Source organism: Vitreimonas sp. (assembly GCF_036392335.1).
In the GTDB taxonomy this organism is placed as follows: domain Bacteria; phylum Pseudomonadota; class Alphaproteobacteria; order Caulobacterales; family Aquidulcibacteraceae; genus Vitreimonas.
Genome location: NZ_DASVYD010000027.1, coordinates 109258 through 120917 on the forward strand (window position 1 = coordinate 109258; position 11660 = coordinate 120917).

The following is an 11660-nucleotide window of genomic DNA, read 5'->3' on the forward strand; positions in this document are numbered from 1 at the left end:
CACAGATGGAAAGATGGCTCTGGCAATTGAAGTGGGCGCTGGTGATCGCAATTTTTGCGGGCCCGGCGATTGCATATTTCAGTTTTACGGACTCCCAACGGATTGAACGCGTCATGGCGAACGGCGCGACGTTCACTGCAGCAGTCGTCGGCGGAACCATCGAGCGCGGTCGGCGCGGCTCTCGCAGCTACAATCTCGAACTCGGTTGGGTCGATGCCGAGGGCGCGCCGCATCACGACAATTTGGACATCAGCTCAAGCTATGCGAACCAGATTTTCGTCGATGACTACATCATGATCGACACCGCTGAGATCAAATATCTTCCGGCCGAAACGGCTGAGCCGGTGGTGCTGACCGCCGATGCAGCGCAGCAGATCGAAAACGACCGCTGGATGATGTGGCTCGGCCTCGGCGCAGGTATTCTCGGGCTGATTTTCGCGCCGATCTGGTTCTGGGCGGACGCAAAGCGCAACAAGCGCGACAGTGATATTGACGCCGAATTGGCCCGTATGCGCGGGCAGGCGCACTAAGGTTTATCCCATATGGAGAAGAAGTCCGCATTTTGCGCGCGGGCTTCTTCTTCCAACACGCCGAACTCAACGCGCACGCCGGCGGCTTGAAGCCGTTCACACCCGACACCCGCCGCAAATGGATGCGGATCACGCGCCGCGATCACCACGCGCGCGATGCCCGCCGCAATCAGCCGATCGGTGCATGACGCTGTCCCATTGCTGCGCTTGGCGCACGGCTCCAGCGTGACGTAAGCGGTGGCGCCGCGCACCTCGCCCGCGCCTTCGATCGCCTGCTCTTCCGCATGCGGTCGCCCGCCATCGGCGGTGCGGGCCTCGCCAAGCACCACGTCGTCGCGCACCAGAACGCAGCCCACGCTCGGGTTTTCACCGGTGCGACCCACGCCAGTCGCGGCAATTTCCAGCGCGCGCTGCATATGCGCGCGATCACTCATCCCGGAAACGGCGGCAGCTTTTCGGCGCGGCTTTCGTCGAGATAGCGCGCGGCGATGGGTTTCAGGTTGGCGTCGAGTTCGATCAGCAGCGGATTGCCGGTTGGGATTTCAACGCCGACGATCTGGTCGTCCGGCACGCCGAACAAATGCTTCACGATCGCGCGCAACGAATTGCCGTGCGCGGCGATGATCAGGTTCTTGCCGGCCTTCAAATCCGGCGCGATCGCCTCGTTCCAATACGGCAGCACCCGCTCCAGGGTCGTCTTCAAGGATTCCGTCGCCGGTAGATCGGCGACGCCCGCGTAACGACGGTCCTTGGTGAAATCGAATTCCCCGCCCGGCGCGAGCGGCGGCGGCGGCGTATCATAGGAGCGGCGCCAGACCTTAACCTGCGCCTCGCCGTGCTTGGCGGCCGTCTCGGCCTTATCGAGCCCGGTCAGCGCGCCATAATGGCGCTCGTTCAGCCGCCAATTGCGCTCGACCGGCAGCCAGGCGAGGCCGGCTTCTTCGGCGGCCAGATTACCGGTGCGGACGGCGCGAGTTTGCACCGACGTGAAGAGCTTATCGAACGGCACGCCGCTGGCCTTCAGCAGCGCGCCCGAGCGCTTCGCCTGGGCCTCGCCCTCAGCGGTCAAATTCACATCGACCCAGCCGGTGAAGCGGTTTTCGAGGTTCCACTGGCTTTGGCCGTGGCGAAGCAAGGCAAGATAGGTCATGGCGGCTTGGTTTCAGCCCGGCCCCGGCGCGTCAAGAGCCGAACCCGCTTGGAGGGCTGCGGCCCAAAGGCTACACCCCCTCTCATGCGTTCCTGGCTCTTCCACCCGCTGCTCTTCTATCCTTTTGTGCTGATCGTTGCGGCGCTCGTGATCGCCGTTAGCCTGAAGCCGCAATCCTGGCCGCGCGAGCCGGCGCCGGTTGTCGCGCAACTCACGGACGGAACCCTGGTTTTCCAAGGCGAGGCGTTCAATTCCCCGTCGGCGGGCCCTGAGCAAGATATGACCGTGGTCCGCGATTTCTGGGGCCAGGCGCAAACGCTGCGCATCGCCCAATTGGCCGGCCAGCCAGCCCCCACACCAGCGGAGCAAGGCGTGCGCCTGCTGCTGACCCCGGAACAGGCCGCACTGCTGGAGGACAAATCCGCCACCATCGAGATCAGCTACCGGCCGCTGCCCATAAACATGGCCTCGGCGCTCGCCGTCAGCATCCAGGGCATCGGCCCCGCCACCTGGGTCACCCAGCCCTTGGCGCCGGAAACCGGCACGGTGCGCTTTGAGGCGCCGGCGCAATTCGCCGTCAACGGTATCGGCTTGCGCGCCGTCAGCAGCGCCGACGATCAGGCCTATGGTGTGGAAATCACACGGGTCAGAGTGACGCCGCATAGCTCCTGAGCAGTGGCGGGCAATTGCACTTTTCGTTCATTTCGCCCAAACCGCCCGCTTCCCCCGGGCCTTAACGGACAATCCCCATGCTGCCTGCGCCCCGCGCAAGCCTTAGCCCCAACTCAGCCGAGTTTGAGAGCCTACCGCTCGTGAAGCCGACGGGCTTCCGGGAGTATGACGCGCGCTGGTGGTTCGGTATTCCCGGCGCGGAGAAGCCGCCGGAACTCAATCTGCTGGGGGTCCAAGCGTTGGGGCTCGGCCTTGGCACGTTGGTCCACGAGATGGGCGTGGCGCCGCGCATCGTCGTTGGCCACGATTTTCGCTTCTACTCAACCTCGATCAAGCAAGCGCTGACGCTAGGCCTGATGCAGGCAGGCATGGAGGTCAACGATATCGGCCTCGCGCTGTCGCCGACCGCCTATTACGCGCAATTCGCGCTCGACATTCCGTGCGTGGCGATGGTGACCGCCAGCCACAACGAGAACGGCTGGACGGGCGTGAAGATGGGCGCGAACAAGCCGCTCACCTTTGGCCCTGAAGAAATGGGCGCGCTGCGCGAGATCGTGCTCGGCGGCAAATTCAAGCCGCGCGCCGGCGGCGCTTACAAGCGCGTCGAAGACATGCGCGAGCGTTACATCGCCGACGTCGCATCGCGTGTGAAACTTTCGCGCCCGATCAAAGTGATCGCCGCCTGCGGCAATGGCACGGCAGGCGCGTTCGCGCCGGAGGCGCTGCGGCGCATGGGCGCCGAAGTGATCGACCTGCACACCGCGCTCGATTGGACCTTCCCGAATTACAACGCCAATCCCGAAGACGCCGAAATGCTGCACGACATGGCGCATGCGGTGAAGACGCATGGGGCCGATGCGGCGCTCGGCTTCGACGGCGACGGCGATCGCTGCGGCGTGGTCGATGACGAAGGCGAGGAAATCTTCGCCGATAAGATCGGCTTGATGCTGGCGCGCGATCTCTCCGCACAGCACAAGAATTCAACCTTCGTGGTCGACGTCAAATCTACCGGCCTCTACGCGATCGATCCGGTGCTGCAGGCCAACGGCGTCACGATCGATTATTGGAAAACGGGCCATTCCTATATCAAACGCCGCACCACCGAACTCGGCGCGCTCGCCGGCTTCGAGAAGAGCGGTCACTTCTTTTTCCGCCAACCCTACGGACACGGTTATGACGACGGCATCGTCGCCGCAGCCGCCGTTCTGGCGATGCTCGACCGCAATCAAGGCAAGAAGCTCTCTGATCTGCGCAAGGCGCTGCCGAAGAGCTACACCTCGCTGACGATGAGCCCGCATTGCGACGACGAGACCAAGTACGGCATCGTCGATCAGGTCGTGGCGCAATATCAACAGCTCGCCAAGGACGGCGGCAAAATCCTCGGCCGTTCGATCCGGGACGTAAACACCGTGAACGGTGCGCGCGTTACACTTGAGGACGGCGCCTGGGTGCTGGTGCGCGCCTCGTCAAACAAACCCGAATTGGTTGTCGTGGTCGAAAGCATGACCAGCGACGACGATATGAAGGCGCTCTTCCGTGATGAAGTGAAGCCGCGCCTCGCCCGCTTCGCAGAAGTCGGCGCCTATAATCAGGAGATTTGATCCATGCGCGTTACGATGATCGGCACCGGCTATGTGGGCCTGGTTTCCGGCGCATGCTTCGCGGATTTCGGCCACACCGTGACGTGCGTCGACAAGGACGAAAGCAAGATCGCGCGCCTGCAGAAGGGCGAAATCCCGATCTTCGAACCGGGCCTCGATGAATTGGTGAAGGACAATGTGGAGCAAGGCCGGCTCTTCTTCACCACAGACCCGAAGCAAGCGATCCGCGACGCCGACGCGGTGTTCATCGCCGTGGGCACGCCCTCGCGCCGCGGCGACGGCCACGCCGACCTCTCCTACGTCTACGCCGCCGCCGAAGAGATCGCCGGCCTGATGAACGGTTATACCGTGGTCGTCACCAAATCGACGGTCCCGGTTGGCACGGGCGACGAAGTGGAAGCCATCATCAAGAAGACGCGGCCAGACGCCGAGTTCGCTGTCGTCTCCAATCCGGAATTCCTGCGCGAGGGCGCCGCCATCGGCGATTTCAAGCGCCCGGACCGCGTCGTCGTTGGCGGCGCCAATGATGAGCGCGCCAAGCACATCATGACCGAGCTCTATCGCCCGCTCTTCTTGAACGAAACGCCGATCATCTTCACCGAGCGCCGCACTTCGGAGCTGATCAAGTACGCCGGCAATGGCTTCCTGGCGATGAAGATCACCTTCATCAACGAGATCGCCGATCTGTGCGAGGAAGTCGGCGCCAATGTGCAGGAAGTCGCCAAGGGCATCGGCCTCGACAATCGCATCGGCCGCAAATTCCTCAACGCCGGCCCGGGCTATGGCGGCTCATGCTTCCCGAAGGATACGCTGGCGCTGATGAAGACGGCGCGGGACTACAAAGCGCCGATCGAACTGATCGAAACCACGGTGCGCGTGAACACCGCGCGCAAGCAGAAGATGGCGCAAAAGATCATCGCCGCGCTCGACGGCAACGTCGCCGGCAAGACGATCGCCGTGCTCGGCCTCACCTTCAAGCCGAATACCGACGACATGCGCGACGCGCCGGCGCTCGACATCGTGCCGACGCTGCAGGCCGAAGGCGCCAAGATCCGCGCGTTCGACCCTGAAGGCATGACCGAAGCCAAGCACATGCTGAAGGACGTACAATTCGCAAGTGGCGCGTATGATTGCGTGCAAAACGCCGATGCCGTCGTGATCATCACCGAATGGGATCAATTCCGCGCGCTCGATCTCGACCGCATGAAGGACGCGCTGAAAACGCCCATCGTCGTCGATCTGCGCAACATCTACAGCCCGCCGGAAATGAAGGCGAAGGGCTTTAAGTATTTCAGCGTCGGCCGCGTCTGAGGCGGAGCTCGATATGCGTGACGCTTGGTCCAAGGTGGAAGCTGAAGCCAAGCGGCTCGCGCCAACGCCCTTGCTTGATCTGTTCGCCGCCAATCCGCGGCGGGCGGACGAACTCACCGTCCAAGCGCCGCATCTGATCGCGGACTTTTCGAAGCAACGCATCGATGGCGGGGCGCTCAACGCGCTGGGCGCTTTGGCGCACGCGGTGGATTTCGACGGCTGGCGCGCCAGATTGTTCGCGGGCGAAGCCGTCAACAACACCGAAGGCCGCGCCGCCAAGCATTGGGCGCTGCGCGGCGCCGATTCGCCGGCGGCGGTGATGGAAGTGCGTGCGCGCATAGCCGCGTTCGCCGAACACATCCGCCCGCAGATCAACGCGATCGTGCATTTGGGCATTGGCGGCTCCGACCTCGGCCCGCGCCTTGTGCTCGATGCGCTGAAGCCGCTGCGTGTCAGCGGCATCGATGTGCGCTTCGCCGCAAATGTGGACGGCGCCGACGTGGCTGATGCGATCGACGGGCTCGATCCTAAGCGCACGCTTCTCATCGTCGTCTCCAAGACGTTCACGACGCAGGAGACACTCGCCAACGCCGAATTCGTGCGCGCCTGGGGGCCGGCGCATGTGGCGGCGGCGACTGCCGCGCCGGATAAAGCCGCCGCCTGGGGTGTGCCGGCGGAGAACGTGTTTGCGTTCTGGGATTGGGTCGGCGGGCGCTATTCGCTGTGGTCGAGCGTCAGCCTTGCGTGCGCGATCGCGCTGCAAGACGGCGCGTTCGAGAATCTGCTCAGCGGCGCGGCGGCGATGGACGCGCATTTCCGCGATGCGCCGTTCGCGCAAAACTTGCCGGCGTTGTCAGCGGCGGTGCAGATGTGGAACCGTGAGGCCTTGGGCCACGGCTCTTACGCGCTGATCCCCTATTCCGAACGCCTGCGGCTGATGCCAGCCTACATGCAGCAGCTCGAAATGGAGTCGAACGGCAAGCGGGTTTCGCGAGATGGTGTGAGCCTTGATCGCTCGGCGTGTGGCGTCACCTGGGGCGCGGCCGGCACCAATGCGCAGCATTCCTTTTTCCAATTGCTGCACCAAGGCGTCGGTGAAATCCCCGTTGAGTTCATCGTCAATGCCGGCCGCCATGAAGGCCCGGCCTCGCACCGCGCCAAAGTGTTCGCCAATGCGTTGGCGCAAACCCGCGCGCTGATGGTGGGTAAAAGCGCCGCCCAAGCGCGCGCCGAAATGGTCGCCAAAGGCATGAGCGAAGCCGAAGCCGATCGCCTCGCGCCACACCGCGCCTTCCCCGGCGATCGCGCTTCCACCTTGATGGCGATCGACTCACTTTCGCCCGAAGCCATCGGCGCGCTGCTCGCCTTCTACGAACACCGCACCTTCGCCCAGGCCGTGCTGGCGGGCATCAACCCGTTCGACCAATGGGGCGTCGAGCTGGGCAAGGAAATGGCCAACGCGCTGCTGCCGTCGCTTGAAGGCGGCGCCGTGAGCGCTGATCTGGATGCGAGTACGGCGGCTTGGGTGAAGCGGCTGGGTTAGTTCACCAGCGTCGCACACGACCCACATCGACATGCACGAAACCTGGGCTCGGGTAATAGCCGACGCCGCCGCGACCGAGCGCCAGCGCAGCGTCTCGAATGACGGCGGGGCTCGCACTGTCCAGTGCGATATCGATGGCCATGCCTTCCATGTGCAGGCTGCGGCGCGCGACGCCGTTGCTGGCGTCCGCCAACGCGGCATTGGATTGTGGCGAACGGTAGCCCGAAATGACCTGGAACGGCTCATGCGTTTCCAATTGCCGAGACAAATCGTGCAACAGATCAAGCAGACGCACATCCATCGCGCGCGCCTCATTGGTCCGATGGTCACGCAGCACGTGGTTGATCGCGTCGAGCGCGTCCGGCGCATAGCCGCCGTTTTGCCAATATTCCGCGTCCAGAGTTTCGCCCGTATGGAGATTGCGGAAACGCAATGCACGAGGCTCTAATGTCGAGGCAGAAGCCAAGCCCGGCGTCGCCGCCAAGGTAGCCGCGCCTAAACCCAGGAGCGCTGATCGACGTGTCAACATGCATCGAACCTAAGACGCCCATGAGTGGCCGCCAAGCAGCGCGCTGCTGAACATGGGTCGGGCTAGATCGCTTGGCCTAGCGCGCGGCGTAATCCTGGCGCTGGCGTGCGCGGCCTTCGCAGGCTGCGCCGGACGCGGCGGCGAGGGGCCGACCACGCCCTCTCCGGCCATCGAGCGTCCGGCGCGCGCCTGGAGCGCCGCTGCCTTGGCTGAACTGCGCGCAGCGCTCGACGCGGCGCCCGCGCAAGGGTTCGCGTCTGACTTGGCGACGCTCGCCGAACTCGATCGGTTGGATCGCGCCTCCGCGCGCGATGCCGACGCCGCCGCCGCGCTCGATGCGTTGGCCGACGAGACGTTCGCGAGACTGGCGACCTATTTCGCCGCGGGCGCTGTCGATCCGGCGCAAATTGATCCAGAATGGCGCTTTCCGCGTCCAGCGGCGCCGGACATCGCCGCGTTGCGCGCGTCGGTGGCCGCGGGCGTGAGTCCAAGTCTGCTCCTCAACGGATTGCTCCCAACCGCTCCGGATTATTCAGCGCTTATCGCGGAATTGGCGGCGCTCCAGGCGCTTCCCGCCAGCGACACGGACGCAAACGGTCGCGCACGTGACGCTCGCATCGACGCGGTGCGCGCGAATTTGGAGCGTTGGCGCTGGCTTCCGCGCGAACTGCCGGGGCGACGCATCGATGTGCTTGTGCCGTTTTTCGAGCTGCGCCTACGCGATGGCGCCGCGCCCGCGATTGTGCATCCTGTTATCGTCGGCGCGCGCCGAACGCCTTCGCCCAGTTTCGGCGCGGCGATCAACAGCATCACGCTCAATCCCACCTGGACGCCGCCATCTAGCATTCTGACCAACGAATTGCTGCCGCGCTTCCGGCGCGATCCCGGCGCGGCGGAAGCCGACGGCTTTGACGTGCTCGACAGGGCCGGCCAAGTCGTCGATCCGGCGCTGGTGGATTGGCGCGCGCGGCCGTTCCCCTACACGCTACGCCAACGGGCCGGCGCCGGCAACGCGCTGGGGCGCTTGCGCTTCGATCTACCAAACCCATACGCCGTTTATCTGCACGACACGCCGAGCCGCGGCCTGTTCGCACGCGCCGACCGCGCCTTGAGCCACGGCTGCATCCGCGTCTCCGAACCAGAAACGCTCGCAGCGGCGGTGCTCGCTGACCCCGCTTGGAGCTTGGAGGCGTTACAAACCGCGATAGAGATCGGCGAAACGCAGACCGTCCAGGTGCCGACGCCGCTGCCGATCTACATTGTCTATCTCACCGCCGCGCGCGACACGTCGGGCGCGATCGGCTATGCCGACGATATCTACCGCCGCGACGCGCCGCTGCTGCGCGCGCTCGATAATGCGGGGGATCAAATTGCGGCGCTTGACGCCGGTGACGCGACAACGGAGTGCGCGGCGCTCGGGCTTTAGGCCGCCCGCGCCGCCGCCACCACCGCGCTTTTCACGTCGGCTACCGTCGCGCGCACCAGCGCTTCATCATCGCCTTCGGCCATGATGCGCACGAGAGGCTCGGTGCCGCTCTTGCGCACGAGCAAGCGACCCTTGCCGACAAGCTGCGCTTCAGCGGCCTTGATCGCTTCCTTCACGCTGGCGGCTTCCATTGGGTCGGCGACGCCTTTTTCATAGCGCACATTTTCCAGAACTTGCGGCGCCGGCTCGAACAGCTTGCAGACTTCGCTCGCCGGCTTGCCGCTTTGCACGATCACGGCGAGCACTTGCAGCGCCGCGAGCAGGCCGTCGCCCGTCGTGGAGAAATCACTCAGAATGATGTGACCGCTCTGCTCGCCACCAACGTTATAGCCCTTGGCGCGCATGGCTTCGACGACGTAGCGGTCGCCCACCTTGGTCCGCTCAAGCTTCAGCTTCATGCTGTCCAGGAAGCGCTCGAGCCCCAGATTGCTCATCACGGTTGCGACGATGCCAGGCTTGGAGAGCGTGCCGGCCGCCTTCCAGCTTTTCGCGATGAGCGCCATCAGCTGATCGCCATCGATGAGATGGCCCTTCTCATCCACGATCGCCACGCGGTCGGCGTCGCCGTCGAGCGCGATGCCGATGTCGGCGCGATATTGCAGCACGGCCTCTTTCAGCGCCCGGGTGTCGGTGGAGCCGACTTCTTCATTGATGTTGAAGCCGTTCGGATCGACACCGAGCTTGATCACTTCGGCGCCCAATTCGTAGAGCGCCACCGGCGCCACTTTGTAGCCCGCGCCATTGGCGGCATCGATGACGATGCGGAGACCTTTGAGCGACAGCCCCTTCGGGAATGTCGCCTTGACGATCTCGACGTAGCGCGCCTGGGCGTCATCAATGCGCTTGGCGCGGCCGAGCTTGTCGGGCGCGGCCAAATGCTCGTCGAGCTTGGAATCCATCAGCTTCTCGATCTCGATCTCGGCCTCGTCCGAGAGCTTGTAGCCGTCCGGGCCAAAGAGCTTGATGCCATTGTCGGCGAACTTGTTGTGCGAGGCCGAGAGCATGACGCCGAGGTCCGCCCGCAGCGAGCGCGTCAGCATGGCCACGGCCGGCGTCGGCAACGGGCCAAACAGCACCACATCCATGCCGGCGGCGGTGAAACCCGCCGTCAGCGCCGGCTCCAGCATGTAGCCCGAAAGGCGCGTATCTTTACCAATCACGACGAGGTGGCGGCGGTCGTCGGCCGAGCGGAAGCGCTTGCCGGCGGCCAGGCCCACGCGCATGGCCACTTCGGGCGTCATGGGATAACGGTTCGCCGTGCCGCGGATGCCGTCTGTCCCGAAATAGGCCCTGCTCATGCTTTGGAACTCCGTCCGTGTTTCGTCGCATGTTGAAAGACTAATTGAGATGCAAATCAATGGCCGCCAGTGCATGAGGGCGCTGGGACAAATCCTGAAGCGGCGTAAAGCATAAGTCGTCATCCCGGCCGACCGAAGGGAGAGCCGGGACCCAGTCGGCTCACGATGTGCATTGCGTTTGCCCTGGGTCCCGGATCGCGCTCCGCGCGTCCGGGATGACGGTTGGATTCAGAGGTTAACGGCGCATGTGCGGCATTATCGGCATCCTTGGCGGCGAACCGGCCGCGCCCCGTTTGGTCGACGCGCTAAAGCGGCTCGAATACCGGGGCTATGATTCCGCCGGCGTCGCCACTCTGGAGGCCGGGGGCATGGCGCGCCGCCGCGCCGCGGGCAAGATCCGCAACCTGGAAGCCGAGCTAAACGGCAACCCGCTGGCCGGCGTGTCCGGCATCGGCCACACACGCTGGGCCACGCACGGGGCGCCGACCGAAAACAACGCCCACCCGCACGCGACCGACAAAGTCGCCATTGTCCACAACGGCATCATCGAAAACTTCCGCGCGCTACGCGAGGAGCTGATGAAGGCCGGCCGCAAATTCGAATCCGAAACGGATTCCGAAGTCATCGCCCATCTGATCAGCGCCGGCCTCGATACCGGCCTCTCGCCTGAGCAAGCGACGATCTCGGCCGTACGCCGTCTCGAAGGCGCGTTCGCCATCGCCTGCTTGTTCGCTGGGCACGAAGACACGCTGATCGGCGCCCGCAAAGGCAGCCCGCTCGTGATCGGCTTGGGCGACAACGAGATGTTCTTGGGCAGCGACGCGATCGCCGTCTCGCCCTTCACGACGCGCGTGATCTATTTGGAGGAAGGCGACATCGCCATTCTCTCACGCGCCAAGACCAAGATTATTGATGCGAAGGATCAAGTCGTCGAGCGCCCGGTCACGGTGTTCTCCGGCGGCGTGGCGGCAGTCGAAAAAGGCAATCACCGCCACTTCATGCAGAAGGAAATCTACGAGCAGCCGGAAACCACCGGCCGCACCATCGCGCGCTACGTGAATGCGTTCGATGAGAAAGTGGAAATGCCCGATCTCGACGGCGTCGATCTCGCCGCCGATAGCGCCATCGTCATCGGCTGCGGCACGGCGCACTACGCCGGACGTGTTGCCGAATATTGGCTGGAGCAGATCGCAGGGCTTTCGGTCGAGACCGACATCGCTTCGGAATTCCGCTATCGCAAGCCGGCTTTTGGCAAGAAAGCGTTTTCGGTGTTCGTGTCGCAATCGGGCGAAACCGCCGACACGCTGGCGGCGCTGCGCTATTGCAAAGAACAAGGCTTGAAGACGCTCGCCGTCGTCAACGTGCCAGAGTCGACGATCTGGCGTGAATCCGATGCGCGCTTGCCGACGCTCGCCGGGCCGGAAATCGGCGTGGCCTCGACCAAGGCGTTCACTGCGCAACTTTCGGCGCTGGCGGCGCTGACGATCGCTGTTGGTCGCGCCAAGGGCACGCTCTCTTCGCAGGAAGAAGGCCAACTGGT

Annotated in this window: 11 protein-coding genes; 7 read left to right on the forward strand and 4 right to left on the reverse strand. The window is 64.3% G+C overall.

Features of this window, described 5'->3' with window-relative positions; translation table 11 throughout:
- Positions 1 to 5: 5 nt before the first annotated feature.
- A complete protein-coding gene (locus VF769_RS06885) occupies positions 6 to 530 on the forward strand; it encodes a hypothetical protein (RefSeq protein WP_331007645.1) in 525 nt (174 codons plus the stop codon).
- Here VF769_RS06885 and VF769_RS06890 read toward each other — a convergent pair.
- Together VF769_RS06890 and gpmA are read right to left on the reverse strand one after the other, a co-directional pair.
- On the reverse strand, positions 527 to 964 hold the full coding sequence (locus VF769_RS06890; protein ID WP_331007646.1) for a bifunctional diaminohydroxyphosphoribosylaminopyrimidine deaminase/5-amino-6-(5-phosphoribosylamino)uracil reductase RibD: 438 nt from the start codon (positions 962 to 964) through the stop codon (positions 527 to 529). The two genes, VF769_RS06885 and VF769_RS06890, sit on opposite strands and share 4 nt — an antisense overlap.
- On the reverse strand, positions 961 to 1680 hold the full coding sequence (gene gpmA, locus VF769_RS06895; RefSeq protein WP_331007647.1) for a 2,3-diphosphoglycerate-dependent phosphoglycerate mutase: 720 nt from the start codon (positions 1678 to 1680) through the stop codon (positions 961 to 963). The genes VF769_RS06890 and gpmA overlap by 4 nt, the downstream gene beginning before the upstream one ends.
- A gap of 84 nt (positions 1681 to 1764) precedes the next feature.
- On the opposite strand from gpmA, the gene VF769_RS06900 reads away from it, so the two are divergent.
- From VF769_RS06900 to pgi, 4 genes are all read left to right on the forward strand, one after another.
- Positions 1765 to 2352 carry a hypothetical protein gene (locus VF769_RS06900; RefSeq protein WP_331007648.1) on the forward strand — a complete coding sequence of 196 codons (588 nt, stop codon included), beginning with the start codon at positions 1765 to 1767 and terminating at the stop codon, positions 2350 to 2352.
- A gap of 77 nt (positions 2353 to 2429) precedes the next feature.
- Complete coding sequence (locus tag VF769_RS06905; RefSeq protein ID WP_331007649.1) at positions 2430 to 3953, forward strand: phosphomannomutase/phosphoglucomutase; 1524 nt, start codon at positions 2430 to 2432, stop codon at positions 3951 to 3953.
- 3 nt (positions 3954 to 3956) lie between these two features.
- Complete coding sequence (locus VF769_RS06910) at positions 3957 to 5264, forward strand: UDP-glucose/GDP-mannose dehydrogenase family protein (protein ID WP_331007650.1); 1308 nt, start codon at positions 3957 to 3959, stop codon at positions 5262 to 5264.
- 13 nt (positions 5265 to 5277) lie between these two features.
- Entirely contained in the window at positions 5278 to 6807 is a 1530-nt protein-coding gene (gene pgi / locus VF769_RS06915) for a glucose-6-phosphate isomerase (protein WP_331007651.1), read from the forward strand.
- 1 nt (position 6808) lies between these two features.
- Here pgi and VF769_RS06920 read toward each other — a convergent pair whose 3' ends face one another.
- Positions 6809 to 7336 carry a DUF882 domain-containing protein gene (locus VF769_RS06920; protein ID WP_331007652.1) on the reverse strand — a complete coding sequence of 176 codons (528 nt, stop codon included), beginning with the start codon at positions 7334 to 7336 and terminating at the stop codon, positions 6809 to 6811.
- A 52-nt stretch (positions 7337 to 7388) separates the two neighbouring features.
- Between VF769_RS06920 and VF769_RS06925 the strand changes: the two genes are divergently transcribed.
- Complete coding sequence (locus tag VF769_RS06925; RefSeq protein ID WP_331007653.1) at positions 7389 to 8762, forward strand: L,D-transpeptidase family protein; 1374 nt, start codon at positions 7389 to 7391, stop codon at positions 8760 to 8762.
- Here the strand turns inward: VF769_RS06925 and glmM are convergent.
- Complete coding sequence (gene glmM, locus VF769_RS06930; RefSeq protein ID WP_331007654.1) at positions 8759 to 10120, reverse strand: phosphoglucosamine mutase; 1362 nt, start codon at positions 10118 to 10120, stop codon at positions 8759 to 8761. The two genes, VF769_RS06925 and glmM, sit on opposite strands and share 4 nt — an antisense overlap.
- 245 nt (positions 10121 to 10365) lie before the next feature.
- Between glmM and glmS the strand changes: the two genes are divergently transcribed.
- Positions 10366 to 11660: glutamine--fructose-6-phosphate transaminase (isomerizing) (gene glmS, locus VF769_RS06935; protein ID WP_331007655.1), on the forward strand; the 1295-nt coding region annotated here is incomplete at its 3' end.

Bases quoted from the DNA above. Each gene is read 5' to 3' on its own strand.
- VF769_RS06890 (WP_331007646.1), bottom strand. From the start codon at position 964: ATGAGTGATCGCGCGCATATGCAGCGCGCGCTGGAAATTGCCGCGACT.
- VF769_RS06900 (WP_331007648.1), top strand. From the start codon at position 1,765: ATGCGTTCCTGGCTCTTCCACCCGCTGCTCTTCTATCCTTTTGTGCTG.
- VF769_RS06910 (WP_331007650.1), top strand. From the start codon at position 3,957: ATGCGCGTTACGATGATCGGCACCGGCTATGTGGGCCTGGTTTCCGGC.
- VF769_RS06925 (WP_331007653.1), top strand. From the start codon at position 7,389: ATGGGTCGGGCTAGATCGCTTGGCCTAGCGCGCGGCGTAATCCTGGCG.
- VF769_RS06905 (WP_331007649.1), top strand. From the start codon at position 2,430: ATGCTGCCTGCGCCCCGCGCAAGCCTTAGCCCCAACTCAGCCGAGTTT.
- VF769_RS06920 (WP_331007652.1), bottom strand. From the start codon at position 7,336: ATGTTGACACGTCGATCAGCGCTCCTGGGTTTAGGCGCGGCTACCTTG.
- VF769_RS06885 (WP_331007645.1), top strand. From the start codon at position 6: ATGGAAAGATGGCTCTGGCAATTGAAGTGGGCGCTGGTGATCGCAATT.
- gpmA (WP_331007647.1), bottom strand. From the start codon at position 1,680: ATGACCTATCTTGCCTTGCTTCGCCACGGCCAAAGCCAGTGGAACCTC.
- glmM (WP_331007654.1), bottom strand. From the start codon at position 10,120: ATGAGCAGGGCCTATTTCGGGACAGACGGCATCCGCGGCACGGCGAAC.
- pgi (WP_331007651.1), top strand. From the start codon at position 5,278: ATGCGTGACGCTTGGTCCAAGGTGGAAGCTGAAGCCAAGCGGCTCGCG.